24 protein-coding genes and 1 riboswitch are annotated in these 26,892 nt (G+C 74.8%); of the genes, 11 read left to right on the top strand and 13 right to left on the bottom strand.

The window, feature by feature from the left end; translation table 11 throughout:
* The gene (locus tag RF644_RS16350; protein ID WP_229588109.1) at positions 1-1,209 is read right to left on the bottom strand and encodes a CdaR family transcriptional regulator; all 1,209 of its coding nucleotides are present in this window, start codon (positions 1,207-1,209) and stop codon (positions 1-3) included.
* A 103-nt stretch (positions 1,210-1,312) separates the two neighbouring features.
* Here RF644_RS16350 and RF644_RS16345 point away from each other — a divergent pair, with 103 nt between their 5' ends.
* From RF644_RS16345 to RF644_RS16335, 3 genes are all read left to right on the top strand, one after another.
* Positions 1,313-2,365 (top strand): ferredoxin reductase, encoded by a 1,053-nt coding sequence (locus RF644_RS16345; RefSeq protein WP_368797277.1) that lies wholly within the window; start codon positions 1,313-1,315, stop codon positions 2,363-2,365.
* A gap of 53 nt (positions 2,366-2,418) precedes the next feature.
* Positions 2,419-3,534, top strand: a complete 1,116-nt coding sequence (locus RF644_RS16340) for an acyl-CoA desaturase (protein WP_017834847.1) — start codon at positions 2,419-2,421, stop codon at positions 3,532-3,534.
* Positions 3,535-3,709: 175 nt separating this feature from the next.
* Complete coding sequence (locus RF644_RS16335) at positions 3,710-5,272, top strand: SDR family oxidoreductase (protein WP_368797276.1); 1,563 nt, start codon at positions 3,710-3,712, stop codon at positions 5,270-5,272.
* On the opposite strand, the gene RF644_RS16330 is transcribed toward RF644_RS16335, so the two are convergent.
* From RF644_RS16330 to RF644_RS16315, 4 genes are all read right to left on the bottom strand, one after another.
* A complete protein-coding gene (locus RF644_RS16330; RefSeq protein WP_368797275.1) occupies positions 5,238-6,176 on the bottom strand; it encodes a sulfurtransferase in 939 nt (312 codons plus the stop codon). The genes RF644_RS16335 and RF644_RS16330 overlap by 35 nt on opposite strands.
* Before the next feature lie 53 nt (positions 6,177-6,229).
* Entirely contained in the window at positions 6,230-7,423 is a 1,194-nt protein-coding gene (locus tag RF644_RS16325; RefSeq protein WP_368797274.1) for a cystathionine gamma-synthase, read from the bottom strand.
* A gap of 7 nt (positions 7,424-7,430) precedes the next feature.
* Positions 7,431-8,759: an O-acetylhomoserine aminocarboxypropyltransferase/cysteine synthase family protein gene (locus RF644_RS16320; protein WP_368797273.1), complete on the bottom strand. Its 1,329-nt coding sequence runs from the start codon at positions 8,757-8,759 to the stop codon at positions 7,431-7,433.
* A 37-nt stretch (positions 8,760-8,796) separates the two neighbouring features.
* Positions 8,797-8,918, bottom strand: a riboswitch (SAM riboswitch).
* A gap of 112 nt (positions 8,919-9,030) precedes the next feature.
* The gene (locus RF644_RS16315; RefSeq protein WP_017834841.1) at positions 9,031-9,483 is read right to left on the bottom strand and encodes an Lrp/AsnC family transcriptional regulator; all 453 of its coding nucleotides are present in this window, start codon (positions 9,481-9,483) and stop codon (positions 9,031-9,033) included.
* A gap of 241 nt (positions 9,484-9,724) precedes the next feature.
* Between RF644_RS16315 and RF644_RS16310 the strand changes: the two genes are divergently transcribed.
* From RF644_RS16310 to RF644_RS16300, 3 genes are read left to right on the top strand one after another with little or no spacing between them, the layout of a single operon-like run.
* Positions 9,725-10,900, top strand: a complete 1,176-nt coding sequence (locus tag RF644_RS16310) for a thiamine pyrophosphate-dependent enzyme (protein ID WP_368797272.1) — start codon at positions 9,725-9,727, stop codon at positions 10,898-10,900.
* A complete protein-coding gene (locus RF644_RS16305) occupies positions 10,897-11,946 on the top strand; it encodes an alpha-ketoacid dehydrogenase subunit beta (RefSeq protein ID WP_368797271.1) in 1,050 nt (349 codons plus the stop codon). Before RF644_RS16310 ends, RF644_RS16305 begins: the two co-directional genes overlap by 4 nt.
* 2 nt (positions 11,947-11,948) lie before the next feature.
* Entirely contained in the window at positions 11,949-13,481 is a 1,533-nt protein-coding gene (locus RF644_RS16300) for a dihydrolipoamide acetyltransferase family protein (protein WP_368797270.1), read from the top strand.
* A gap of 216 nt (positions 13,482-13,697) precedes the next feature.
* Here RF644_RS16300 and RF644_RS16295 read toward each other — a convergent pair whose 3' ends face one another.
* The 3 genes from RF644_RS16295 to RF644_RS16285 all read right to left on the bottom strand — a co-directional run bounded on the left by RF644_RS16295 (position 13,698) and on the right by RF644_RS16285 (position 16,570).
* A complete protein-coding gene (locus tag RF644_RS16295; protein WP_368797269.1) occupies positions 13,698-14,951 on the bottom strand; it encodes an alpha-hydroxy acid oxidase in 1,254 nt (417 codons plus the stop codon).
* Positions 14,952-15,029: 78 nt separating this feature from the next.
* A complete protein-coding gene (locus RF644_RS16290) occupies positions 15,030-15,191 on the bottom strand; it encodes a hypothetical protein (protein ID WP_368797268.1) in 162 nt (53 codons plus the stop codon).
* A gap of 185 nt (positions 15,192-15,376) precedes the next feature.
* On the bottom strand, positions 15,377-16,570 hold the full coding sequence (locus tag RF644_RS16285) for a glycosyltransferase (RefSeq protein WP_368797267.1): 1,194 nt from the start codon (positions 16,568-16,570) through the stop codon (positions 15,377-15,379).
* 161 nt (positions 16,571-16,731) lie between these two features.
* Here RF644_RS16285 and RF644_RS16280 point away from each other — a divergent pair, with 161 nt between their 5' ends.
* Positions 16,732-17,598: a UbiA family prenyltransferase gene (locus RF644_RS16280; RefSeq protein ID WP_368797266.1), complete on the top strand. Its 867-nt coding sequence runs from the start codon at positions 16,732-16,734 to the stop codon at positions 17,596-17,598.
* Positions 17,595-19,052, top strand: coding sequence for a phytoene desaturase family protein (locus RF644_RS16275; RefSeq protein ID WP_368797265.1), 1,458 nt, complete (start codon positions 17,595-17,597; stop codon positions 19,050-19,052). The genes RF644_RS16280 and RF644_RS16275 overlap by 4 nt, the downstream gene beginning before the upstream one ends.
* Positions 19,053-19,059: 7 nt before the next feature.
* On the opposite strand, the gene RF644_RS16270 is transcribed toward RF644_RS16275, so the two are convergent.
* The 5 genes from RF644_RS16270 to RF644_RS16250 form a co-directional block, all read right to left on the bottom strand.
* Positions 19,060-20,241, bottom strand: a complete 1,182-nt coding sequence (locus RF644_RS16270; RefSeq protein ID WP_035923224.1) for a prenyltransferase — start codon at positions 20,239-20,241, stop codon at positions 19,060-19,062.
* A complete protein-coding gene (locus RF644_RS16265; protein WP_017834831.1) occupies positions 20,238-20,594 on the bottom strand; it encodes a lycopene cyclase domain-containing protein in 357 nt (118 codons plus the stop codon). Before RF644_RS16265 ends, RF644_RS16270 begins: the two co-directional genes overlap by 4 nt.
* On the bottom strand, positions 20,591-23,077 hold the full coding sequence (gene crtI / locus RF644_RS16260) for a phytoene desaturase family protein (RefSeq protein ID WP_368797264.1): 2,487 nt from the start codon (positions 23,075-23,077) through the stop codon (positions 20,591-20,593). The genes RF644_RS16265 and crtI overlap by 4 nt, the downstream gene beginning before the upstream one ends.
* A complete protein-coding gene (locus RF644_RS16255) occupies positions 23,074-24,096 on the bottom strand; it encodes a polyprenyl synthetase family protein (protein ID WP_368797263.1) in 1,023 nt (340 codons plus the stop codon). The genes crtI and RF644_RS16255 overlap by 4 nt, the downstream gene beginning before the upstream one ends.
* Positions 24,097-24,239: 143 nt before the next feature.
* Positions 24,240-24,845, bottom strand: a complete 606-nt coding sequence (locus RF644_RS16250; protein WP_368797262.1) for a MarR family winged helix-turn-helix transcriptional regulator — start codon at positions 24,843-24,845, stop codon at positions 24,240-24,242.
* Positions 24,846-24,883: 38 nt separating this feature from the next.
* Here RF644_RS16250 and RF644_RS16245 point away from each other — a divergent pair, with 38 nt between their 5' ends.
* From RF644_RS16245 to RF644_RS16235, 3 genes are read left to right on the top strand one after another with little or no spacing between them, the layout of a single operon-like run.
* A complete protein-coding gene (locus tag RF644_RS16245) occupies positions 24,884-25,687 on the top strand; it encodes a glycosyltransferase family A protein (RefSeq protein WP_368797261.1) in 804 nt (267 codons plus the stop codon).
* Positions 25,684-26,325, top strand: coding sequence for a hypothetical protein (locus RF644_RS16240; RefSeq protein WP_017834826.1), 642 nt, complete (start codon positions 25,684-25,686; stop codon positions 26,323-26,325). The genes RF644_RS16245 and RF644_RS16240 overlap by 4 nt, the downstream gene beginning before the upstream one ends.
* A gap of 3 nt (positions 26,326-26,328) precedes the next feature.
* Positions 26,329-26,877: a TspO/MBR family protein gene (locus RF644_RS16235; protein WP_368797260.1), complete on the top strand. Its 549-nt coding sequence runs from the start codon at positions 26,329-26,331 to the stop codon at positions 26,875-26,877.
* The last annotated feature ends 15 nt before the right edge of the window (positions 26,878-26,892 follow it).

The following is a 26,892-nucleotide window of genomic DNA, read 5'->3' as shown; positions in this document are numbered from 1 at the left end:
TCAGCGGAAGCCGGCGCGCAGCACCAGCTCGAGCTGGAACCGGCTCCTGGGGTCGTTGAGGCGGTCCCCGAAGACCTCCCGGAGCTGGTTCACCCGGTAGCCCACCGTCTGCTCGTGGATGTTCAGCTCGGCGGCCATCGCCGCGCGCTGCCCGTGGTGCTCGAGCCAGCACAGCAGGGTCGCGACCAGCCGCTCCCGCTGCCCGGCCTTGAGCTCGTCCAGCGGGGCCAGGCACTGCGCGGCGAGGTCCGCGACCACGCTGCGCTCGCTGTGCAGAACGAGCTCCATGAGGTGCTCCGAGACCCACAGCGGCCCGGCGTCGGCCGGCTCCTCCCGCTGCAGCAGGTCCCGGGTCAGCACGGCCAGGCGCAGGGACTCGGGGGCCGCGTACCAGGGCCGGCCCGGGCCGATCACCGCGCCCCGGCCGGTGAGCGCGCGCTCCAGCTCCCGGCGGCCGGTCGGCGAGGAGGGCTCGGGGACCACCGCCACCACGTCGCCGGGGCGGGACGTGAGCAGCGCCCGCTCCCCGAGGCGCGAGCGCAGCCCCACCCGCCGGTCGGCGGCCAGCGTCACCACGACCACCCGGTCGGGCACCGGCCACCCCGCGGCGGCGGCGGCCGTGCGCACCGCGTCCTCCACCACGTGGCCGCGGACGAGCATGTCCGCGAGCGCGTCCAGCAGCCGGTCCCGCTCCCCGGCACGCTCGGACTGCTCCATGGCATAGCCCTCGGCGCTGGCCGCGGAGAGCTCCTCGATGTAGGCGAACACGGACTCCGCGAGGCCGATCAGCACGGACGCCTCGAACCCCGCGTCCATGGCCACGCGGGAGAGCGAGCGCAGCGTGGTGCGCGCCCCGGAGCGGTAGGCCGCGAAGAGGGCGTCCATCGGCCGGCCCTCGCGCACCTCGCCGCGGCCGAGCCCCTCGTAGACCCGCCGGTCGTCCCCCATCAGCGCCGGCTGCTGGGTGCCGGGCAGCTGCAGGAACCGGGTCAGGGCCACCTCGACCCCGCGCCGGATGCTGTCGCCGAACAGGCCCTCCAGCGGCCGGGCGTAGACCGGGACGTCGAGCCGCACGGCGTCCAGCAGTTCCTCCGTCACCGCGGGCAGGTGCGGGACCAGCAGGGGGGTCAGCGCCGGCGGCAGGGAGGTCCACGGCAGCTCCCGGTCCGCCCGCCGCCCCGGCTGCGCGTGCTCCGTCGTGTGGTCCACCCGCTCCACGATCCCCCGCTTTCATTCCGACACCACAATTTCTCTGCTGAAAGAGTACGTGACGGGACGAGAACTGCCGTCGGATTTGGGGCACAGTTATTACGTGCCCCAACTGCGACTGTTCACCCGCCTGGCCTCGGCCTTCACCACGCCCCGCTCCCCCGAGGACTTCCTGCGGCTCATCGACCCCCTGGCCAGCGCCCGCCAGCTGCGCGGCCTGGTGACCGCCGTGGTGCCCGAGACCGCGGACTCGGTGACGATCCGCTTCCGCCCCGGCCGCGGCTGGAACGCGCACGAGGCCGGCCAGTGGGCCCGCATCGGCGTGGAGATCGACGGCGTGCGGCACTGGCGCTCCTACTCCCTCAGCACGGGCGCCGGCCAGGACCCGGCGATCACGGTGACGGCGATGGGCAAGGTCTCCACCGCCCTCGTCCGGGGGACCCGGCCCGGTGACGTGCTGTTCCTCGCCCCGCCCGAGGGCGACTTCGTCCTCCCCGAGAGCCCGCGCCCGCTGCTGATGCTCACCGCCGGCAGCGGCCTGACGCCGGTCATGTCCATGATCCGCACCCTCGTGCCCCGCCGCCCGGACGCCGACCTGGTGCTCGTGCACTCCTCGCGCTCCCCGGAGGAGTCCCTGTTCCGCGAGGAGCTGCTGGAGCTCACCGACCAGTTCCCCGGCTTCCGCCTGGTCCAGTGGTTCACCGGCGAGCGCGGCCGCCGCCTCGACCTCGCGGCCACCGCCGACCTCGACACCGCGTGCCCCGACTGGCGCGACCGCGCCGCCTACGCGTGCGGCCCCGCCGACTTCCTCGACGCCGCCGAGGCGCTCTGGCAGCGGGAGGAGGGCGAGCTGCGGGTCGAGCGCTTCGCCGCCGTGGTCGCCCCCGGCTCCGGCGGGAAGGGCGGGCGCGTGACCTTCGAGAAGTCCGACAAGGAGGTCGAGGCCGACAGCGCCACGACGCTCCTGGCCGCCGGCGAGGACGCCGGTCTGATGATGCGCAGCGGCTGCCGCATGGGCATCTGCCACGCGTGCGTGACCCCGCTGCTCTCCGGGCAGGTCCGTGACACCCGCACCGGCGAGGTCCACGGCGAGCCCGGCCACCTCGTCCAGACCTGCGTGTCCACGGCCGCCGGTCCCGTCAGCCTCGACGCCTGACCCCGAAACTTCCAGCACTCGTTCCCCGACCCCGTTCCGAAAGGACCGACACCATGACGATCGTCACCCCCTTCCTGCTCGACTCGGGCCGCCCCACCGAGTCGGCCAAGCCCTCCGCCGCCGCCCACCTCTCCGACGAGCAGGTCGAGGAGCTGGGCCGCGAGCTCGACGCCCTCCGCGAGTCCGTGATCGCCACCCGCGGGGCGAAGGACGCGGCCTACATCCGCCGCGTCATCGCCACGCAGCGCTCCCTCGAGCTGGCCGGACGCGCCACGCTGCTGTTCGCCAAGCACAAGCCCGCCTGGTTCGCCGGCACCGGCATGCTGACCGTCGCCAAGATCCTGGAGAACATGGAGATCGGGCACAACGTGCTGCACGGGCAGTGGGACTGGATGCGCGATCCCGACATCCACTCCACCACCTGGGAGTGGGACTTCGTGACGCCGTCCCGGGCGTGGCAGCACACCCACAACGACCTGCACCACACCTGGACCAACGTGGTCGGCAAGGACCGGGACGTCGGGTACACCATCCTGCGCATGGACGAGGACCAGGAGTGGAAGCCCTGGAACCTCGGCAACCCGGTGTACAACGCGCTGCTCGCCCCGGTCTTCGAGTGGGGGATCGCGATCTACGACCTCGAGCTCGACGAGTACCGCGAGGGCCGCAAGCCGAAGTCGGAGCTCCGGCGCAGCCTGAAGGCCCTCGGGGCGAAGTTCCTGAAGCAGGCCGCGAAGGACTACGTGGCCACCCCCGCCGCCGCGGCCCTGGCCGGCTCCGGGAAGCAGGCCCTGACCGCGACCCTGACCGCCAACGCCGTCCGCAACGTCTGGGCGCACGCCGTGATCTTCTGCGGCCACTTCCCCGCCGGGGCGGACACGTTCACCGAGGAGCAGATCGAGGGCGAGACCCGCGGCGACTGGTACGTGCGGCAGATGATCGGCTCGGCCAACATCTCCGGGTCGAGGCTGATGCACCTCATGACCGGCAACCTGTCCTTCCAGATCGAGCACCACCTGTTCCCGGACCTGCCCTCGAACCGCTACGCCGAGGTCGCCGTCAAGGTGCGCGAGATCTGCGAGCGCTACGAGCTGCCCTACACCACCGGGCCCCTGCCGAAGCAGGTCGCCTCCGCGTGGGCGAAGGTGTTCCGCCTGGCCCTGCCCTGATCCGTCCCCGCACGACGACGGGCCGAACGGCCGCGATGCTCCGGCACGCGGCCGTTCCGCGTGCCGGGACCCGGGCGGGAGCGCCTGCCGGGGTACCCGAGGCACCGACGGGACCGGGCCGGGCTCCTGTCGGGCGGCGTTGGTAGGCTCGCGGGACCCGCACGAAAGGCAGGCCATGAGCTCTCCCCAGCGCGTCCTCATCACCGGTGCCACCGGTTACATCGGAGGGCGCCTGGCGCCCAGGATGCTGGAGGCCGGGCACACCGTGCGCGTCGCCGTCCGGTCCCCCGGCAAGCTGCGCGCCGTGCCGTGGCGGGACCGGGTGGAGGTCGCCGAGACGGACCTCAACGACCTCGACGGGATGACCGCCGCGTGCCAGGACGTGCACACCCTCTACTACCTGGTGCACTCCATGGGCGGTTCCCGGGAGTTCGAGGAGGAGGAGGCCGAGATGGCCCGGACCGTGGCCCGGGCCGCGGAGCGGGCCGGGGTGCGGCGCATCGTCTACCTCTCGGGGCTGCACCCCCAGGGCGTGGAGCTGTCCCAGCACATGCGCTCCCGGGTCCGGGTGGGCGAGATCCTGCTCGCGAGCTCGGTCCCGGCGGTGGTCTTCCAGGCCGGCGTGGTCATCGGCTCCGGCTCGGCATCCTTCGAGATGATCCGCCACCTCGGCGACACCCTCCCGATCATGCCGGCGCCGTCCTGGGTGACCAACAGCATCGAGCCCATCGCCGTCCGTGACGTGCTGTACTACCTGATCCACGCGATGGACCTGCCGGAGGGCCTCAACCGCACCTTCGACATCGGCTCCCGCGACGTCATGACCTACGCGGACGCCATGCGCCGCTACGCCCGGGTGGCCGGGCTGCGCCGGCGGGTGGTCTTCCACTTCCCCCTCCCCGCGCCCCGGCTGTCCGGGTTCTGGGTGGGCATGGTCACCCCGATCCCCCTGGGCCTGGCCGTTCCGCTCGTGCAGTCGCTGCAGCACGACGCCGTGTCGGGCGAGCACGACATCGACGACCACATCCCGCCGCCCCCCGAGGGGCTGGCCGGCTACCGCCGCGCCGTGGCGCTCGCGCTGAAGAGGATCGAGGACAACTCCGTGGAGACCACGTGGGACGTCCACTACAGCTCCTCCGAGGCGGCCGCGGACCCGCTGCCCTCGGACCCGGACTGGGCGGGGCGCACGGTGTTCGTGGACGAGCGCAGCCGCTCGGGCCCGGCGCGGCCCGAGCAGGTGTGGCGGGTCGTCGAGTCCATCGGCGGGCGCAACGGCTGGTACTCGCTGCCGCTGGCGTGGCAGGTCCGCGGCGTCATGGACAAGCTCGTGGGCGGGGCCGGCCTGAACCGCGGCCGCCGCGACGCCACGGACCTGCAGGTGGGCGAGTACGTGGACTGGTGGCGCGTCGAGGCCATGGAGGAGGGGCACAAGCTGCTCCTGCACGCCGAGATGCGGGCCCCCGGACGGGCGTGGCTCGAGCTGTCCGTGGAGCCCGAGGGCGAGGGCAGCCGGTACACGCAGCGGGCCATCTTCTTCCCCCGGGGCCTGCCGGGCCGGCTCTACTGGTGGGGCGTGTGGCCCTTCCACGGCTTCATCTTCCCGTCCATGGCCCGCAACATCCTCGCCACCGCCGCCGCGCTGGACGACCCCGCCCCCGGCGCCCCGGGAGAGGCGGACCGGACCGACGGGGCCGCGGCGCGGATCAGTCCTGCCGGGGAGACCCCGGCCCGCGGCTGACCCCCTCGGGGCCCGCCACGGGCCGGGGACCGGGGCGGCCCCACTCGCTCCACGAGCCGTCGTAGACCGCGACGTCCTCGCGGCCGGCGAGGTGGGCGCCGAGCGCCAGGACGCACGCCGTGAGGCCCGAGCCGCAGCTGGTGACGATCCGCCGCCCCTCGGGCGCGGCCGCCGCGATCCGCTCCCGCAGCTGCGGCAGCGGCAGCAGCCGCCCCTGCCCGTCCTGCAGGTCGGTGTAGGGCAGGCTGACCGCCCCCGGCATGTGCCCGGGGCGCAGGCCCGGCCGCGGCTCGGGCTCGGTGCCCGCGAACCGGCCGGCGGAGCGGGCGTCCAGGACGGTGGCGCCCGGGTCGGCCAGGGCGCGGGCGACGTCCTCCGCCCCGACGAAGCCGCCCGGACGGGGCACGAGCTCCACGTCGCCGGGCTCGGCCGGCGGCGCAGCATGCGCCCCCGTGGGCCGGCCCTCCGCGGTCCACGCCGGGAGGCCGCCGTCGAGGACGGCGACCCGGTCGAAGCCCGCGGTCCGGAGCAGCCACCAGACGCGGGCGGACGCGAAGACGCCCTTGGCGTCGTAGGCCACCACCGTGCTCGTGCGCGAGATGCCGAGCGCCCGGGCCGCCGCGCTCAGCTGCTCCGCCGGGGGCGCCGTGTGCGGCAGGTCCGAGGACGGGTCCGAGAAGGCCCCGTCCAGGTCCAGGAGCACCGCACCGGGGAGGGCCTCCTCGGCCCGGTTGAGCGTGGAGCTCGCGTCCACGAGCACCAGCCGGGGGTCCTGGAGGTGCTCGGCCAGCCAGTGGGTGCTCACCACGGGCCCGGGGAGCGCGAGCGGGGCGTCGTCGTGCGGGGTGCTGCTGGGCGGGGTGCTGTGCTGCTGGGTGCTGTGCTGCGGGGTGCCGGTGCTCATGCGCCCCAGGCTAGTGCGCTCGGTGCCGGGACGCCGGGTCGGGAGGAGCAGGTTCAGGAGGCGCCGGCGAGCGCGCGCTCGAGGTCCTCCAGCTGGTCCTCGACGTCCTCGATGCCCACCGAGAGCCGCACCAGGTCGACGGGCACAGCCAGCGCGGTGCCCTTCACGGAGGCGTGCGTCATCTCCGAGGGGTAGCAGATCAGGGACTCCACCCCGCCCAGGCTCACCGACAGCGAGTACAGCCGGGTGCCCTCCGCCACCGCCCGGGCCGCGGCCTCCCCGCCGGTCAGCCGGAAGGAGACCATGCCGCCGAACCCGCGCATCTGCGCGGCGGCGAGCGCGTGGCCGGGGTGCCCGGGCAGCCCGGGGTAGAGCACCTGCGCGACCTCGGGGCGCTCCAGGAGCCACTCGGCGATCCGCTGCGCGTTGTCCTGGTGGCGCTCCATCCGCAGGCTCAGGGTCTTGAGCCCGCGGGCGGCCAGGTAGCTGTCCTGGGGGCCCGCCACGGCGCCGGCGGCGAACTGCTGGAAGCCGACCGCGTCGGCGAGCGGGGCCCCGCGCCACTGGGCCGCGCCCACGACCACGGCGCCGCCGAGCACGTCGGAGTGCCCGCCGATGTACTTCGTGGTGGAGTGCACCACGGCGTGCGCGCCGAGCTCGAGGGGGGTCTGCAGGTACGGGGACGCGAAGGTGTTGTCGACGACGAGCAGCGCCCCGGCGTCCCGGGCCAGCTGCGCCCAGGCCGCGACGTCGGCGATGCCGAGCAGCGGGTTGGACGGCGTCTCGAGCCACAGCACCTTCGTGGCGCCGGGGCGCACGGCCGCCCGGACGGCGTCGAGGTCCGTGATCTCCACGGGCGTGTGCCCGATGTCCCACGGGGCGAGGACCCGGGTGATCAGCCGGTTGGTGCCGCCGTAGCCGTCGGCGCCGAGCACGATGTGGTCGCCCGGGCGCAGCACGGCGCGCAGCAGGGCGTCCTCGGCCGCGATCCCCGAGGCGAACGCGAACCCCCGCTCGCCGCGCTCCAGGGCCGCGAGCTGCTCCTCGAAGCCGCTGCGGGTGGGGTTGGAGCCGCGGCTGTACTCGTGCCCGGCGCGCAGCACGTTGATCCCGTCCTGGGCGAACGTGGAGGTCTGGTAGATCGGCGGGATGACCGCCCCGGTCAGCGGGTCGGGCTCCTGGCCGGCGTGGACGGCGGTGGTCGTGAAGCCCCGGTGGCGGGTGCGGGTCTCGGTGGGGGACGTCATGGCGGGCTCACTTCCGGGTGGTCTGGACGGCGGTGACGACGGTGTCGAGGGCCTGGCCGAGGTCGGCCACGAGGTCCTGGGGGGACTCGAGGCCGATCGAGAGCCGGATCGTGGTCTCGGCGATCCCGCCGGCCCGGCGCTGCTCGGGGGTCAGGCGGCAGTGCGTCATGGCCGCCGGGTGGGCCACGAGGCTGCGGGTGTCCCCGATGTTGGCCACCAGCTTGAACAGCCGGAGCGCGTCGATGAACGGGCCCACGGCGCCGTCCGGGGCGGCGAGGTCGAAGGAGAACACGGAGCCGGTCCCGCGCGGGAAGTCCCGGGCCGCGATCCCGGCGCCGGGGTCCCCGGGCAGGCCGGGGTGGTGGACGCGGGCGACGGCGGGGTGCCCGGCCAGGAACTCGGCCACCGCCAGCGCCGAGGCCGTGTGGCGGGCCACGCGCAGGTCGAGGGTCTCGGTGCCCTGCAGGATCTGGCTGGCGTTGAACGGGGAGAGCGTGGTGCCGAGGTCGTGCACGTACTTCGCCCGGACCAGGTGCAGGTAGGGGCTGGCGGCGGCGCACTTGTCGACGAGGCTGAGCCCGCCCCAGCGGGCGCGGGCCTGGGTGAACTGCGGCCACTTGTCCGGCCGGGCGGACCAGTCGAAGGTCCCGCCGTCCACGACCGCCCCGGCGAGCGCGTTGCCGTGCCCGCCCAGGAACTTGGTGGCCGAGTGCACCACGATGTCGGCGCCCTTCTCCAGCGGCCGGTACAGGGCCGGGGACGCGAGGGTGTTGTCGACGACGACGGGCACCCCGGCGGCCCGGGCGACGTCGGCGATCCCGGGCAGGTCCGGGAGGGTGGCCAGCGGGTTGCCGATGGACTCGAGCAGGAACGCGCGGGTGTCGGGGCGCACGGCCGCGGCCCACGCCCCCGGGGCGGTGGGGTCCACGAAGGAGACCTCGATGCCGTAGTCCGCGAAGGAGTCGGTGAGCAGGTCCACCGTGCCCCCGTAGAGCTTCTCGGAGGCCACGAGGTGCTTCCCGGCGCCCTGGCCGAGCAGGGCCAGCAGCGCCACGGCCACGGCGGACTGGCCCGAACCGGTCGCCACGGCGCCCGCGCCGCCCTCGAGGTCGCTGATCCGCTGCTCGAGCACGGCCACCGTGGGGTTGCCGGTGCGCGTGTAGGTGAAGCCCGCCCGGGTCTGGGCGAACATCTGCCGGGCCGCCTCGTAGTCCGGGAACTCGAAGGCCGCGGTCTGGTAGATCGGCACCGTCAGGGTGCGCTGGACGACCTGGTCGTGGGTGCCGGCGTGGATCTGCCGGGTCGCGAGGTCGTGGTCGGTCACGGGGATGGACATGGCGCTGCTCCTGTGCCTTGCTCTTACCCGCACCGGTCACCCGCGCGGACCCGGTGGGCACGCCGCGGAAGATGCAGGCCGCTTCCTCATCCGAACCACCCAATGAGCATGGGGTTGGTGCGTGACCAAGTCGGAGCTTGGCGGTCACGTCTCGTGAAGCTGGAACAACACTATGCGCAGAGGTAGTGGGTGTCCCTCCGCGTCGGAAGATGACGACCGTGACGGTTCGTGACGCCGGCCGTGCGCGCCGGGCCCGGCGCGGGCCCTCGCGTCAGGCCCGGGTGTCGATGTCCTCGAAGATCAGGAACGTCTGGGTGTCCACCACACCGGGCAGCTGCTGGACGTGCTCGAAGATCACCTGCCGCAGGTGCACGGTGTCCACGGCCCGCACGAGGAGCATGACGTCGAAGTTCCCGCCCACCAGGGCGATGTGGTGCACGGCGGGGATCGCCTGGAGCTGGGCGCACAGCTCCCGCCAGGTGTTCTGCTGGAGCTTGAGCGTCACGTACGCGGAGGCCTGCAGGCCCGCCCGCACCGGGTCGATCACGGTGCTGAAGCGCAGGATCACCCCCTCGTCCCGGAGCCGGTTGATCCGGGCGTAGGCGTGGGCCCGGGAGACGTGCACGGCCGCGGCGATCGCCGTCACGGACTGCCTCGCGTCCCGGGACAGCTCCGCGAGGATCTTCCGGTCGGTCTCGTCCAGCGGCACGGGGGTCGAGGGCACGGCGGGCTCCTTCGGGGCGGGTCGGGCGCGGGGCCCGGAACGTGTCGGACGAATGCGTGTGCTCCACGCCACACTAGAACATTTCGTCCACGCGCGGTGCACTGTCCGTCTCAGACTTCTGCATTTTCCCCGCTCTGTGGATACGAACCATGCCCGGTTCCCATACTGGGGAGACAGAGCCGCACCACCTTCCTGCCCTCCCCGGACCGCGGCCGCACCGGGGACCGACCGAGGGGACACCATGAGCCAGACCGTCGAGACCCCCGAGGACCCGATCCTCCGGGCCTCCCAGAGCTTCGGCATCACGCCGGAGCAGTACATGCTCCCGGCCCGCGGCGAGATCCGCATGGTCGACCCGAGCGGGCGGCTGCTCGCCCCCGAGGAGCAGGGCACCGGCCCCGGCCACGAGTACCCGCTGCCGGCCCCGGACGTCCTGCTGGGCGCCTACGAGAAGCTGGTGGTCGGGCGGCGGGTCAACGACCAGAACTCCGCGCTGGTCCGCCAGGGCCGGATGGCCGTCTACCCGTCCAGCCACGGCCAGGAGGCCTGCCAGGTGGCGGCCGCCCTGTGCCTCGAGGAGGGCGACTGGCTGTTCCCCACCTACCGGGACACCGTGGCGGTCATGACCAAGGGCGTGGACCCGATGCAGGTCATGGCGATCTTCCGCGGCGAGTGGCACAGCGGCTACGACCCGTACGAGCACTGCGTGGGCATCCAGTCGACCCCGCTCACCACCCAGCTGCTGCACGCGGTGGGCGTGGCCCACGCCGCCAAGCTGCGCGGCGAGGACACCGTGGTCCTGGCGATGTGCGGGGACGGCGCCACCAGCGAGGGCGACTTCCACGAGGCCCTGAACTTCGCGGCCGTGTTCAAGCTGCCGGTCGTGTTCTTCGTGCAGAACAACGGTTACGCGATCTCCGTGCCCCTGTCCCAGCAGTCCGCGGCCCCGAGCCTCGCCCACAAGGCGGTGGGCTACGGCATGGCCGGCGAGCGCGTGGACGGCAACGACCTCGTGGCGCTGCTCGCCACCCTGCGGCGCGCCGTGGACCTGGCCCGCTCCGAGTCCGAGCCCCTCCTCGTGGAGGCGCACACCTACCGCATGCAGGCGCACACCAACGCCGACGACGCCACCCGCTACCGGGACGACGCCGAGGTGCAGGAGTGGATCGCCAAGGACCCGGTGACCCGGATGCGCGCCTACCTCGGCGCCGAGGGCGTGCTCGACGACGCGGCGGAGCAGCGCATCGCCGCCGCCGCCGAGGACGTCGCCACGGCCCTGCGCGACGGCATGAACGCCGACGTGGAGATCGACCCGCTCGAGCTGTTCCGCCACGTCTACACCGAGCAGACCCCGCAGCTCGCCGAGCAGGAGCAGTTCCTGGCCGCCGAGCTCGCCCGAGAGGAGACCGGACAGTGAGCACCCTGCACGCCCCCGCCCCGGCCAGCGAGGCCCCGGCGGTCAAGCCCGCCACCTTCGCCCAGGCGCTCAACACCGCCCTGGCCGACGCGCTGGCCGCCGACCCCGCCGTCGTCGTCTTCGGCGAGGACGTCGGCACCCTCGGCGGCGTCTTCCGCATCACCGACGGGCTGACGAAGCGCTTCGGCCGCACCCGGTGCTTCGACACCCCGCTGGCCGAGTCCGGGATCGCCGGCATGGCCGTGGGCATGGCGATGAACCGGATGCGCCCCGTCATCGAGATGCAGTTCGACGCCTTCGCCTACCCGGCCTTCGAGCAGGTCGCCTCGCACATCGCGAAGATGCACAACCGCACCCGCGGCGCCGTGCGCCTGCCGATCGTCATCCGCATCCCCTACGCCGGCGGCATCGGCGGCGTGGAGCACCACTGCGACTCCTCCGAGGCCTACTACGCCCACACCCCGGGCCTGAAGGTGTTCACCCCCGCCACGGTCGAGGACGCCTACCTCATGCTGCGCGAGGCGATCGACTCGGACGACCCCGTCGTGTTCTTCGAGCCCAAGAAACTCTACTGGTCCAAGGCCCCCGTGGACCTGGCCGAGCTGAGGGACCGCTACGAGAACGGGGCGCCCGAGCGCCGGGAGGGCCGCGCCGTCGTCGCCCGCGCCGGCGAGGACGCCACGCTGGTGGCCTACGGGCCGTCCGTGCCGACCGCCGTGGCGGCCGCCGCGGCCGCCGCCGCCGAGGGGCGCTCGCTCGAGGTCGTGGACCTGCGCAGCATCGTCCCGTTCGACGACGAGACGGTCGCCGCGTCGGTGCGGAAGACCGGGCGCGTGGTGGTCGTGGCCGAGGCGCCGGGCTTCGCGTCCGTGGCCGCCGAGATCGTGGCCCGCGTCCAGGAGCGCTGCTTCCACTCCCTGGCCGCGCCCGTGCGCCGCGTGACCGGGTTCGACATCCCGTACCCGGCGCCCAAGCTCGAGGAGCACTACCTGCCCGGCGTCGACCGCATCCTCGACGCCGTGGACGACCTGCAGTGGGAGGACTGACCATGACCGTGAAGACGTTCACCCTGCCGGATCTCGGCGAGGGACTGACCGAGGCCGAGCTCGTGAGCTGGCTCGTCCAGGTGGGCGACACCGTCGCCGTGGACCAGCCGATCGCCGAGGTGGAGACCGCCAAGTCCGCCGTGGAGGTGCCCTGCCCCTTCGCCGGGACCGTGCACCGGCTGCACGGCGCCTCGGGGCAGACCCTCGACGTCGGCGCGCCGCTGATCTCCGTCGACACCGGGGACCGGGCCGGGACGCCCGCCCCGCAGGGCGGCGGCCCGAAGGGCGGGCAGTCCTACCGGGAGGAGGAGCGCGCCGGGGCGGACCCCGCGGCGGCCGCCGAGGCCTCCGCGGTCGCCGCGTCCGCCGACGACGCCGGGTCGGGCAGCGTGCTCATCGGCTACGGCACGCCCGCCGGCGGCACGGCCGGACGCCGGCGCCGGCCGAAGCGATCCGGTGCCACCGGCCCGGCCGCCTCCGCCGCCCGGCCGGTCCCCGAGCCCGCTTCCGCGGAGGCCGCGGAGCAGGCCGCGGCCCAGGCGGCGCAGGCCGCGGGTGCCGCCCACGACGCGATGGCCTCGGCCCCGCGCCTGGCGCCCACGGTCGTCTCGCCGATCGTGCGCAAGCTCGCCAAGGACCGCGGGGTCGACATCTCCACCGTGCGCGGCTCGGGCCCCGGCGGGCTCATCCTGCGCCGGGACGTGGTGACCGCGGCGGCCGCCCCCGCCGCACCGGCCGCACGGGAGAGCACGGCCCCGACGTCGTCGGCCCCCGCCCCGGTGCCGTCCACCACCGCGGCGCTGTCCGCCGTGGACGTCCGCACGGGGCTCGGGGTCGCGGAGCGGGTCCCGGTCTCCGGGATCCGCAAGGCCATCGGCCAAGCCATGACCCGTTCCCGCGCCGAGATCCCCGAGGCCACCGTCTGGGTGGACGTGGACGCCACGAGGCTCGTGGAGCTGCGCGCCGAGCTCAAGGCCCAGGACCCCGCGACCGCGCCGGGGCTCATGGCCCTGATCGCGCGGTTCGTGCTCGCCGGCCTGGCCCGCCACCCCGAGCTCGCCACCCGGATCGAGACCCTCGAGGACGGCAGCCAGGAGATCGTGCGCTTCGACGGCGTGAACCTCGGCTTCGCGGCGCAGACCGACCGCGGGCTCGTGGTGCCGAACATCCGCGGCGCGCACACCCTCAGCGCCCGCGGCCTGGACGCCGAGCTCCGGCGGCTCACCGAGCTCGCCCGCTCCGGGAAGGCCGGGCCCGCCGAGCTGTCCGGCTCCACGTTCACCCTCAACAACTACGGGGTGTTCGGCACGGACGGGGCCGCGGCGATCATCAACCACCCGGAGGTCGCGATCCTCGGGATCGGCCGGATCATCGACCGCCCGTGGGTGGTCGACGGGCAGCTGGCCGTCCGCAAGGTCACCCAGCTCTCCCTCGCGTTCGACCACCGGGTGTGCGACGGCGGGGCCGCCGGCGGCTTCCTGCGCATGGTGGCCGACGCGGTGGAGAACCCGGTGTCGGTGCTCGCGGACCTGTAGCGGCCCGCGGGCCTGCCGCCCGCGAGAGGTCGCGTCCGGCGCACCCCCATCGCGGGGGGTCGTGTTCGGACGGTATCGCGGCCACATGTCGACAGAACGCGACTCCTCGGCAGTGGCGGGGGCAGAACGCGACCCCTCGGCGGCGGCGGGGGCAGAACGCGACTCCTCGGCGGTGGTGGAGGCGGAACGCGACCCCTCGGCGCAGGGGCCGGTGGTTCAGCGCCGGTCGGCCGGGGTGTCCCGGCGGGAGGGGTCGGGGTGGTGGCGGGCGCCGAGCAGGTGCGGGCCCAGGTCGGCGACCGTCTCGGCGCCCATCAGCTGCATGCTGATCCGCACCTCCTCGGCCAGCAGCTCGATCGCCCGCTCCACCCCCTGCTGCCCGCCGGCCATCAGCCCGTAGAGGTAGGCCCGGCCGATGAGGACGAAGTCCGCTCCGGCGCACAGGGCGGTGATCACGTCGGCGCCGCTCATCACCCCGGAGTCGAGGATCAGCTCGACGCCCTCCCCCACCTCGTCCCGCACCTCGGGCAGCGCGTGCAGCGAGGCGGGGGCGCGGTCCAGCTGGCGGCCGCCGTGGTTGGAGACCACCAGCCCGTCGGCCCCCGCGGCCAGGGACTGCCGGGCGTCGTCCCGGGTCAGCACCCCCTTCACGAAGAGCTTCCCCGGCCACACGGAGCGGATCCACTCGAGGTCCGCGTAGGACAGGGTCGGGTCGAACATCGAGTTCGTGATGGTGGGCAGGTCGGCGCTCGTGCCCGAGAGGGACGCGAACTTCAGGGAGTCCGTGGTGAGGAAGTTGAACCACCACTCGGGCCGGTAGGAGGCGTCGGCCACCGTCCGCAGCGTGAGCCTCGGCGGGATGACCATGCCGTTGCGCACGTCCCGCAGCCGCTGGCCCGCCACCGGGGTGTCCACGGTGACGAGCAGGGTGCCGTAGCCGTGGGCCGCGGCGCGCTCCAGCAGGTCCCGGGACCGGGCCCGGTCCTTCCACAGGTACAGCTGGAACCAGCGGGTCGCGTCCGGTCCGGCCGCGGCGACCTCCTCCAGCGAGCGGGTGCCCATGGTGGACAGCGTGAAGGGGATGCCAGCCTGCTCCGCCGCGCGGACTCCCCCGATCTCGCCCTCCGCGTGCATGAAGCGGGTGAAGCCGGTCGGGGCGATCCCGAACGGCAGCGCGGACCGCGCCCCGGCGATCGGCGTGGACAGGTCGGGGGCGGCGATGCCGTGCAGGATCCGGGGCAGCAGCTCGACCGCGTCGAACGCCTCCCGCGAGCGCCGGCGGGTCAGCTCGCGCTGGGCGGCGCCGTCCGCGTAGTCGAAGGCCGGGCGCGGGGTGCGGCGGCGGGCGATCCGGCGCAGGTCCCAGAGGTCCGCGGCGCGGGCGAGCCGGGCCGCGCGGCGGTCGAGGGCGGGGGTCTCGAACTGCAGGAGCGGGCGCAGCTCGGACCACTGGGGCAGACGCCGTTCCACGGCGGACCTCCTGACGGTCGGGGTGTTCCCGACCACACTACGTCGGAGGCCCCGACGACGCCGGGGGCGGGGTGCCGTTCAGTCGGTCTCGGGACCCGCGCAGTACGGGCAGTCCTGCTCGACGTCGGCCCAGCTGTGCCGCCCGCCCCGGAGGAGCGGTGCCGCCGGCCCGCGGCCGGCGGCGCCCTCAGGGCGCGAGGAGGTCCGGGGAGAACGGGGCGGGAGCAGGTCGACGGTCATGGTGCAGTCCTCCGGGAGGGTGGTGGCGGGCGGGGCGTCGCCCGGTCCCTCCAGTATCGGGGGCGTCATCCGTGCGGAAAAGCGAAGTTTTCCCATGCTGATCCGTCAGTCCCGCTGATGATTCCTGCCGGGGCCGCCGGCTCGGTCACGAGGCCCCGGGGACGTGCCCCGGGAGGCGGCCGGGCTCAGAGGCCGGTGAGGACGTCCAAGGCGGTGTCCAGGCCCTGCTCCGCCCGGACCGCGCGCCCCACCCGCTGAGCCTGCTCCCGGCGGGCGAGGGCGTCGCCCACGGCGGGGACCAGGGCCTCCGGGGCCAGTTTCCGGCGAGGGATGGGGGCCGCGGCGATGCCGAGCCGGTGCAGCTGCCGGCCCCAGAAGGGCTGGTCGACGAGGAAGGGCACCACCACGGACGGGACGCCCGCACGGGCCACCGTGTGCACGGTCCCGGCTCCGCCGTGGTGGACCGCCACCGCGGCGTCCGGGAGCAGGGCGCCCAGGGGGGCGGCCGGCACCACCAGCACGTCCTCGCCGCGGCGGTCCGGCGGCAGGGCCAGCCCGCCCCAGCCCGTGACCAGGAGGGCCCGCAGCCCGTGGGCACGCGCGCTGTCCACGACCGTCCTCCCCCGCGCGGACGGGTCCCCCGCCGCCATGGACCCGAAGGTCGCGACCAGGCACGGCCCGCCCCGGACGAACTCGGCCACCGCCGGGTCCGGGTCGGGGGCGGCCGCGCCGGGGTGCCAGGCACCGGTCAGGTGCACCCTGGCCGGCCAGTCGGCGGGCCGGGGCAGCAGCTGCGGGCTGATCCCCATCAGCGTGGCGCGGGAGGGTGCGGCGTGCCGGGGCGCCCGGCCGCCGGGCAGCTGCCGGCACGCGTGCTCGACGTCCCGCCGGAACAACCGGGCGCCGCCGCGGGGCACCGCGTAGGTCGCCCGGTTGAACCGCCCGAGGTCCTTCGAGACCGTGGGCCCGCCCGGTGCGGAGAACTCCCGGGTGGGCGTCGCCACGGGCACGAACTCGGCGAGCGCGCGGGGGACGCCGAGGGCGTCCGCCACGGCCGGCGCGCTGAGGATCAGCGGGTGGTGCAGGACCAGGTCCGGGTCGAACGCCAGGGTCTCGCGCACCGCCGCGGAGAACATCCGCCGCATCCCGGGGCGGACCTCGGCGCGGACGTGGTGCACCGCCGCCCGCGGCGAGGCACCGGGGGCGTGCATCAGCCGGTGGAAGTCCACGTCCAGGCCGACGGTGTCGATCCCGGCCAGGTCCACCCCGGAGTTCTCCGGCACCCCCAGCCGGACCCGGTGGCCCTGTGCGGCGGCGTGCCGGGCCAGGGCCGCGAAGGGCTCCACGTCGCCGCGGGTTCCGGAGGTCAGCAGCATCATGCGCACCCCCACAGTCTGCCCCGCGGCGGGACGGCGCACGACCGGGCCGGCGGAGCACCCCGGGACCGCCGGGGCCCGCCGCCGCACCGGCCCCGGAACCGACGTAGTGTGGGGTGCACCCGGACCCCCGGGTCACCTGACGTCCGAGGAGGTCCGCCGCCGTGCCCCAGGCCGGATTCGCCCCCGCGCTCCAGCGGATCGTGCACATCTCGCGACCGGTGCTCTGGATCAACGCCCTGGGCACCGGCGTGGTGGGCATGTGGCTGGCGGGCTCGCTCTGGCAGTGGGAGGCACTGCCGCTGCTGCTGTGGCTCACCCTCCCCTTCAACCTGCTGATCTACGGCGTCAACGACGTCTTCGACCAGGACACCGACGCCCTGAACCCCCGCAAGGGCTCGCTCGAGGGAGCCCTCATCCGGTCCGAGGAGGTGCGCACGATCCTGACCGCGGTGCTCGTCACCAACGTGCCGTTCGTCGTCTGGTTCGCCGTGACCCTGCCCCCGGCCGCGCTGGGCTGGATCGCGCTGTACGTCCTGGTCTTCGTGTTCTACTCGGCCCCACCCCTGCGCTTCAAGGCCCGGGCGTACCTCGACTCCCTGAGCAACGCCGCCTACGCGCTGCCGCTGGTCTTCGTCGCCCATGCGCTCGGGGCGGCCCCCGTGTGGCCCGCGGCGCTCGGACTGATGGCCTGGAGCGTGGCCAAGCACGCGTTCGACGCCGTCCAGGACATCGAGGAGGACCGCGCGGTGGCCATCACGACGACGGCGGTCCGGCTGGGACCGCGCGGGACGGCCCTGTGGAGCGGCGGCTGGTGGGCCGCGTCCACGCTGGGCTTCGCGCTGGTCAGCCTCCCGGTGGCCGCGGTCAACGCGCTCATCGCCGGGTGGCTCGTGGTCTCCCTCCTGCGGGACCCGAGGCCGGAGACCGGGCACCGGCTGTACCGGTACTCGATCGCCTTCCCCTACGTCGCCGGCGCCGTGGCCGGCGTGCAGCTGACGGTGGCGCTGTTCTTCGGGCTGTACCCGTGAGCCGCGTCGTCGTCGTCGGCGGGGGGATCGGGGGGCTGACCTCGGCCGTGCTGCTCGGCCACGCCGGTCACCGCGTCACCCTCCTCGAGGCCGCCGACCACCTCGGCGGCAAGAGCCGTCGGCTCGAGGCCGAGGGGCAGCGCCTGGACACCGGACCGTCCCTCTTCACCTTCCCGGGGGTGTGGGAGGAGCTCCTCCGCCGCCTGGACCGGCTGCGGGACGCCCGCCCCGCGGTAGCCGGGGCGCCGAGGGCCGAGGAGACCGCCGGGCTGGAGCTGGAGCGCCTGCCCGCGGTCGGCACGTACTACTACCGCGGCACCCGGTGCGAGCTGCCCGTCCCGCCCGGGCACCCCTGGCACGCGGCCTGGACCCGCTTCGAGGCCGAGCACGGCGTGCTCGGCCCGGACATCACCCGGCTGCTGACCACCGACGTGCTGGACCGGGCGGCCTTTCCCGCCCTGGGCCGGCTCGGGACGCTGTACGGGCGCCGGCTCACGACCCGCGACTACCTCGACAGCCTCACCTGGATGCCGGAGGGCCTGCGCGAGGTCATCGCCATCCACACCCTCAACGCCGGTGTCGGCCCGGCACGGACCCCGGCCCTCTACGCGAGCATGCCCGCCGTCATGGCGCGCGACGGCGTCTGGATCCCCCGGGGCGGGGTCTACGAGCTCGTCGAGGCGCTCCGGCGCCTCGCCGTGGACGCCGGGGTAGAGCTCCGCACCGGGGAGCCGGTGATCTCCGTCGCCCGCCGGCGCGTCCTGACCGCCCGGGGCGCGTACCCGGCCGACGCCGTCGTCAGCGGGCTCGACGCCCACCGGCTGGACGGGCTGCTCGCCGGGCGCGCGCCCCGGGCACCGCGCCGGCTCAGCTGCTCGGCGATCGCGGTCTACGCGGTGCTCCACCACGAGCTGCCCGAGGGGACGCCCCGGCACGGGGTGATCATGCCCGACCGACCCGCCGACCTCTACGCCGACCTGGAGGCCGGGACCGAGCCCGAGCAGACCATGGCCTTCGCCAACCACTACCCGGCGCACGCAGGCCACCCCAACAGCGCGGCCACGCTCGCCCTGCTGCTGACCGCGCCGGCCAACGGGAAGTCCTACACCCTCGAGGACCCGTTCGTCGCGCGCGAGCTCGAGCGCACGGCGCGGGTGCTCGGGCTGCCCGGACCGCTCACGGACCGCTTCCGCAGCGCGGAGATCCTGGACCCCGCGTACTTCGCCGCGCACGGCTCGGCAGGAGGGGCGCTCTACGGCGCCGTGCGTCCCGCGTGGCGCAGCGGCCCGTTCCACGCCCCGGCCCACACGAGCCCGCTGCGGCCGTGGCTGTGGCGGGTGGGCGCCTCCGTGCACCCGGGCGGCGGGCTGCCCGCGGTGCTGGGCGGCGCCATGATCTCGACCGGGAAGCTCCTGGAGCGCCTCGCACGGGCCGAGGGCCGCCGGCCCGGCTGAGAACCGGTCAGCGGGCGAGCTCCCACGCCCAGAGCAGCAGCAGCGTCGCGAGGAACCCGGTGAGGTAGTTCAGCCACAGGAACCGCCGCCAGCCCCGGTTGGCGCGCTCGCAGCCGGCGTCCGTGATGGTCAGGAACGGCACGAGGTTGGCGAGGTAGGGCAGCACCAGGAGGGACCCGACCGGCCCGGGCCAGGGGGCGAGCAGCAGGAGCACCCCGGCGGCGAGGTAGAGGGCCGCGGCGGCCCACACCGTGGGGCGGGCGCCCAGGACGGTGGCGATCGAGCGCAGCCCGCCCTCCCGGTCCGCCTGGACGTCCTGCACGGCCCCGAACGCCTGCGAGGCCATCGACCACAGGAAGAACCCGGCGCACAGGGCCACGAGGCCCCCCGACCAGTCCGCGCCGGCGAGCACGAGGCCGTAGACCGCCGGGGACACGAAGTGGGTGGCGGAGGTCGCCGAGTCCAGGAACGGGACCTCCTTGAAGCGCAGCCCCTTCAGGCTGTAGGCCGCCACCGCGAACAGGCTGACCCCGAGCACCCCCGCCGCGGCGGCCCCGCCCGCCAGGAACAGGTACGCCAGGAACGGCAGCGCCGTCAGCACCGAGCCCACGAGGACCGTCCGGTGCTCGGAACGGTCCACGAGAGCGCCCTCGACACCGCCCTTGCGGGGGTTGCGGAGGTCGGACTCGTAGTCGAAGACGTCGTTGATCCCGTACATCAGGAGGTTGTACGGGAAGAGGAAGAACAGCGTCCCCACCACCAGGGGCAGGTCCACCCGGCCCGTGCTCAGGACGTAGGCCGCCGCGAAGGGGTAGGCGGTGTTGACCCAGGAGACCGGCCGGGAGGTGGCCACGAGGGTGCGCACGGTGGCGGTGAGCCGGCCGCGCTCGGCCAGCCCCCACCACAGCGAGGGCAACAGCAGCAGCGCGGCGAGCGGGTACGCGAAGTCCTCGACCGGCACGAGGCCGATCCGCAGCTCCGTGATGTGCCCGGCCCCGTAGTCGAAGAACCCGGCGGCGATCATGAGGTTGTCGAACACGACCGTCAGCAGCGCGAGCACGGCGAAGGAGATCCCGAGCACGGCCAGGGCCCGGCGCCGCGGCGGCGCCGGGGAGGGCCGGCGGACCAGCAGGGTGGCCGGGGTCAGGGCCAGCGCGAGGAAGACGGGGATGACGAGGGCGTAGGTCACGGGGCGTCCGCTCCTCCGCGGGCCGGACCGGCCGCCGCGGAGCGGCGCGCCAGCGCCTTCTCCGTGAGCCGGACGAGGTTCATCGTCAGGTAGCAGAGGAACACGAGGAACACGACCTCCTCGACGGGGATCTGCGGGGCGACCATCCAGCCGGTCGCCCACGCGCTGCGACTGTGCAGGAAGATCCCGAGGCTGATCCCGGCGACGTCCCAGGCGAGGAAGAACACCAGGCCCGCGAGCAGCACGAGGGCCGCCCGGCGGGGGTCCTGGGCGAAGAACAGCCGCTCCCGCACGTCGAGGAGCACCATCCCGGCCAGGCTGAGGAGCAGGAAGCCGAGGTACACGAAGCTCATCCGCGCGGCACCAGGGGTTCTGCCAGCGGTCCGGTGGAGGTGTCCCCGCGCAGGTCCTTGAGCAGGATCTCCGCGCTGATCAGGCACATCGGCAGGCCGATGCCGGGGATCGTCGAGGCCCCGCAGTAGTGCAGGCCGGCGACCTTCCGGCTGCGGTTGGCGCCCCGGAAGAACGCGGACTGCTTGAGCACGTGGGCGGGACCGAGCACGTTGCCGCGCCAGGAGTTGAAGTCCCGCCGGAAGTCCTCGGGGCCCACGGTGTGGCGCACCACCACGCGCTCCCGCAGGTCCGGCACACCGGCCCACGCCGCGACCTGGTCGATCACCCGGTCCGCGACGGCCTCGACCCGCGGGGAGCCGGTGCCGTCCGGTCCGCCCGCGCCCAGCGCGGGGTCGGCGGGGACCGGGATCAGCACGAAGAGGTTCTCGTGCCCGTCCGGGGCCACGCCGGGGTCGGTCGCCGAGGGCTTGCAGACGTAGACGGACGCGGGGTCCGGGACGCTCGTGGGCTCCTCGAAGATCGCCCGGAAGTTCGTGTCCCAGTCCTCGCTGAAGAACAGGCTGTGGTGCGGGAGCTCGGGCAGCTCCCCGCGGACCCCGAGCATCACGAGCACCGCACCGGGGCCGGTCTGGCGCCGGTCCCAGTACCGCTGCGGGTAGCTCTGCAGCTCGCGCGGGAGCAGCGCGGTCTCGGTGTGGTGCAGGTCCGCGGCCGAGACGACGACGTCCGCCGCGAGCTCGTGCTCCGCCCCGTCCGCGTCCCGCCACACGACGCCGGTGGCCCGGACGGGGCCGTCGGCGGCCGGGGAGGTGCTGATCCGCACCACGTCCGCGCCCGTCCGGATCCGTGCCCCGTGGGCGACGGCGAGCCGCTCGACGGCCTCGACGACCCGGCGGAACCCGCCCTGCGGGTACTGGACGGAGTCCGTGAGGTCCATGTGGCTCATGAGGTGGTACAGCGACGGCGTCATCCGGGGCGCGCTGGCCAGGAAGACGGCCGGGTAGCCGAGCACCTGACGCAGCCGCGTGTCCTGCACGGTGCCGGCGGCGAAGTCGTGCAGCGAGCCGGTGAGGTGCCGGGCGAGCTCGGGCAGGCCCCGCACGACCGGCCGGGTGAGCAGCGGCGTGAACGAGGCGTAGGAGGTGTAGAGGAAGTGGTCGACGGCCAGCTGGTAGGTCCGCTTCGCGGAGGCCAGGTACGCCCGGATCCGCTCGCCCGCCCCGGGCTCCACGGAATCGAACAGCGCCACGGTGTCCTCGAGGTCCGAGCGGATGTCGATGGGCCGCTCGTAGCGCTCGCCCCAGACCCGGTAGGCGGGGTCCAGGCGGAGCAGCTCGAGCTCCTGGGCGGCGCTGGAGCCCATGAGCCGGAAGAAGTGGTCGAAGACCTCCGGCATGAGGTACCAGGAGGGCCCGGTGTCGAAGCGGAAGCCGTCCCGCTCGAGCCTCCCGGCGCGCCCGCCCGTCGTGCTCCCGCGCTCCAGGACGGTCACGTCCCAGCCGTCCTTCGCGAGCAGGCCCGCGGCGGCGAGCCCGGCGATCCCGGCCCCCACCACCACGGCGTGCCGTCCCCGGGGCCCGGTGGGGCGGCGGCGGGTGCGCGCCCTGACCACGGCGGCCGCGGCGAGCGCGGCCTTGCGGGGGTTCGGCACGCGGATGCGGGAGCTCAGCAGCTCCCGGGCAGGGGTGGCGCGGATCCGCACGGACAGCTCCCGGAACAAGTCGTGGGCGGCGAGGACGGCGGCGCGGGAGGACGCGGGGAGGTCGTCGACGACCGCACGGGCGGCCGCGAGGTCGGCGTCGATGTCGTCGAGGAGGCGGTACTTCTCGGTCTCGGAGAACTCCCCGGGCTCCACGCCGGGGAAGTACACGCGGCCGAGCTCCCCGTAGTCCTCGGCCAGGTCGCGCAGGAAGTTGACCTTCTGGAACGCCGCGCCCAGGCGGCGGGCCCCCGCCACGAGCTGCGCGCGGCGCCGGTCGGGCACGGTGCGGCCGGCCAGGAAGACCTGCAGGCACATCAGCCCCACGACCTCGGCCGAGCCGTACACGTACTCGTCGAGGGAGGCGGCGCTGTGCCGGTCCTCGCTGAGGTCGGCGCGCATGGACGCGAAGAACGGGCGCACGAGGTCGGGGCCGATCCCCGCGTGGCGCGCGGTGCGGGCGAAGGCGTGCACCACGAGGTTGCTGCTGAAGCCGCGCTCGATCGCCCCGTAGGTCTCGTCCTCGAGGCCGTCCAGCAGCTCCCGTGAGCCCCGGGGCGGGACACCGGCGCCGGCGCTGGCGCCGTCGACGATCTCGTCGGCGATCCGCACCAGGGCGTAGACGGCGTAGACGTGCGGGCGGATCTCCGGGCCCAGCAGCCGGCAGGCGAGGCCGAAGGACGTGGAGTAGCGGCGGATGACGGTCGCGGCGGCCTGCTGGGCGGTGTCGTCGTACCGGGCGGCGGCCTCGGCCGGTGACCCGGTGTGCTGGGCGGCGGTCACCGGATGCGCTCCGTGGCCCCGGCCACGATGCGGCGCAGGTCCTCCTCGAGGGCGGCGGGCAGCCCCGCGGCGTCGAGCAGGGCGCGGGCCTCGGCCGCGCACCCGGCGACCATGTCCTCGACCTCCTGCCGCGCCCCGCACTGCTCGAGCAGGTCGCGGGCGCGCAGGGCGTGCTCGCTGCTGATCTCGTGGCGGCCCAGGATCGCGTCGAGCTCCTCGCCGGCGGGCGTGCGCTGGGCGGCGGCCACGAGCATGGTCCGCTTGCCCTCCCGCAGGTCGCTGACGGCGGACTTGCCCGTGGCCTCCGGGTCGCCGAAGACGCCGAGCAGGTCGTCCACGAGCTGGTAGGCGGTGCCCACGGTGCGGCCGAGGCGCCCGAGCACCTCCACGTCCCGGTCGGGGGCCCCGCCGAGCACTCCCCCGGCCTGCAGGGGGGTCTCGAAGGAGTAGACCGCGGTCTTCAGGCACGTGGCCGCGAGGATCTGCTCGCGGCCGGGACGGGCCCCGGGCAGGGTGTGGTCGACGTCGAGCAGCTCGCCCGCGGCCGAGGAGAACAGGGCGGCGTCGAGCAGGTCGAGGACCCGGGGCAGCCGCTCGGGCGAGAGCCCGGAGCGGGCCACGAGCCGGTACGCGCCGGCCAGGGCGAGGTCCCCGGCGATGACGCCCACGCTCGCGCCGTACTGGCGCGCCTGGTCCGGCCCGGAGCCGGAAGCGAACGCCCGGGAGGCCGCGGCGGCGTTGATGGTGGGCTGGTGCCGGCGCAGCTCGTCCTGGTCGATGACGTCGTCGTGCACGATGAGGGCGGTGTGCAGCAGCTCGAACGCCGCCCCGACGGACTCGATCACGGGGTCCGGCTCGGGCGCGGGATAGGCGCCGGCCGTGAGCCGCACGAGGTGCGGACGGATCTGCTTGCCGCCGGAGCTGAGCCGGGCGACCTCGCCCCACAGCCGGGCGAAGCCGGGGTCCACGGCCTCGGCGCGGCCGGTGGCCTCGGCGAGGAACTCCTCCAGGACGGGCACCCGGGCAGGCTCTCGCCCCCCACCGTGCCCGGTCCGCGTCCCGGTGCCCGGACGAGCGCTCGAGAAGGCCGATTCGCGCGAGAAGACCGTCACCATTCCCCCATTCCACCACAGTCCTTCGAAAATCGAATCAATTGTCCGTGTCACGCCGTGCGCGGAACCGCCTCGGGGCCCTCCGGAGCCGCCGTGGGCGGGGTCCCCCCGGTCGCCGCCCCGTCCTCGGGCGCGCCCTCCCCCGCCCGGTGGCCGGCCCGGCGGACTGCCTCGGTGAGCTGGGGCAGACGCCGCCGCAGGACGTCGATCTCCTCGTCGGTGCAGTCGTCGAGCACCGCCAGGACCTCCTCGCCCATGGCCGAGAACATCTGGCGGCCGGAGCGGTAGGCGTGCTCAGTGGCCTGCAGGCTGACCTCCCGCCGGTCGCGGGGGTCGACAGCGCGCACCAGGTGCCCCGCGGAGACCAGGCGCTTGATCACCGTGGTGGTCGCCGAGCCGCTGAGCACGAGCCGGCGGGCGATGTCCCCGGCGCGGATCGGGCGGCCGGCGCGGTTGGCCTGCATGACCTCGTTGAGGGCGTGGACGTCCTTGTGCGCCAGCCCGAAGCGGCGGCGGACCTGGTCCGCGTACCGCTCGGCCTCGGTGCTGAACTGCTGCAGCAGGAAGAGCACGTCGAATCCGCGCCGCCCCCGGTGCGCGCTGCCGCCCGGCGCCGCGGCGCCAGACGTGCTGATCGTGCCCTCGTCGGACTGCATGTGCCGATTCTAGGGCGCGGGCGCGAGAGAATGGGGCCATGACGGAGAGCAGAGACCCGACCGGACCGGACCTCCCGCCCCCGGGGGAACCCGGTGCCCCCACGGTGTCCGTGGTCGTGCCGGCCCGGGACGACGCCGTGCACCTCGCGCGCTGCCTGCGGCTGCTCGCCGCGCAGACCCGGCCGCCGGACGAGGTCGTGGTGGTGGACAACGCCTCGAGCGACGGCACCGCGGACGTGGCCCGCGCCGCCGGGGCCCGCGTGGTGTACGAGCCCGCGCCGGGCATCCCGCCCGCCGCGGCCGCCGGCTACGACGCCGCCCGGGGGGACGTGGTGGTCCGCTGCGACGCGGACACGGTCCCCGGCCCGGAGTGGATCGCCGGGCTGCTCACTGCCCTCGCGTCCCGCCCCGACGTGGTCGCCGTGGCCGGCCCGGGCCGCTTCCACGGCCTGCCGCCCGGCCTCGACCGACTGCTCTCCGCGCTCTACATCGGCCTCTACGTGCTCAGCACGGCCGCCGCGCTGGCCCACCCTCCCCTGTTCGGCACCAACATGGCGATGCGCCGCTCCTGGTGGCTCGAGGTCCGGGACGGCGTCCACCGGCACGACCCGGAGCTGCACGACGACTTCGACCTCAGCTTCCGGTTGGACCCGGCGCACCGGATCCTCTTCCGGCCCGGCCTGTCCGTGGGCATGTCCCCGCGGGCGCTGCGGGGCGGGCGCCCCGCCGTCCGCCGGCTGGCGCGCGCCTTCCGCACGATCCGGCTCAACTGGGCCGACGAGCGCCCGTGGGAGCGGTGGCAGGCGCGCCTGGGGCACCGGCTGCCGGGGGGCCGCGCATGAGCCGGCTCGCCCTGGCGGTGCGGTGGCTCGGCCCGCTCTCCGTGCTGCTCACCGCGCTGTTCTTCGACGCCGTGGGCGCCTCCGTGATGATGCTCGTGTGCCTGGCCATCACCATCACGTGGCGGGCCCGGCTGCCCGCGGCCCTGGAGATCATCACGGACCTGACGCTACTGGTCGCGGCCTGGAGCTCCGTGTTCCTGCTCTACGAGAGGTACGACCACTGGGACCTGGTCGTCCACTTCGCGGCCACCGCGGTGCTGGCCGAGCTGACGTTCCGCGCCCTCGAGCGGTGGTCCCGGCTCTCGTCCCCCGGCCCGGTCTCCCACGTGGTCCTGGTCAGCTCCCTGGGCGCGGCACTGGCCCTCGTGTGGGAGTACCTCGAGTTCGCCGGCTACTACCTCGTGGACCCCCAGGTGAACGTGGGCTACCTGGACACCATGGGCGACATGGCCGCCGGCCACGCCGGGGCGGTGGTCGCCGGGATCCTGGGCACCTGGGCCCGGCAGCGGGCGGACGCCTCCGGCGGCACCCGTCCGGACGGGGACGCCGCCGGCCCACCGGACCGCACCGGCCCCCGGGACGCCGTCGGGAGGCGGCACGCCGCCGAGGACCCGGACACCACCGAGACGAAGGACTGACCCATGTTCTGGACGAACCTGCTCAAGACCGGCGCGCAGACGGGGGCGGCCGCCGCGGCCGGCACCGCGGCCTCCGCCGGGGTGGACAGCCCCTGGTACCGGGACCTGCGGAAGCCGGGGCTGCAGCCGCCGGCCGCCGTGTTCCCGGTCGTGTGGACCGTGCTCTACGCGGATCTGGCGGTGACCTCCGCGGCCGTGCTCACCCAGCTGCAGCGGCAGACCCGCCCGGGCGCGCACCGCCGCGGCCCGCGGGTGCGGACGATCCGGCGCCCGGGGTGCGCCCCGTCCGAGGCGGCACGGCGCGAGCGCGGCTACCGCCGGGCGCTCGCGCTGAACCTCGCCCTCAACGCGGGGTGGAGCTGGGTCTTCTTCACGAAGCACGACACCGGCCTGGCCACCGTCACGGCCGCGGCGCTGACCGTCAGCACCGCCGATCTCGCGCGCCGGGCGGCGCAGGCACGGCCCCTGCACGGCGCCGCCCTGCTCCCCTACGCCGGCTGGTGCGGCTTCGCCACGGTCCTGAGCGCCCGCATCCACCAGCTCAACTCCTGAAGCGGGTCCGGGCGG

The organism is Kocuria sp. CPCC 205258, assembly GCF_040981005.1.
In the GTDB taxonomy this organism is placed as follows: Bacteria; Actinomycetota; Actinomycetes; order Actinomycetales; family Micrococcaceae; genus Kocuria; species Kocuria rosea.
The sequence above is the reverse complement of the archived record's forward strand: the minus strand, read 5'-3'. Positions and strand labels throughout refer to the sequence as shown.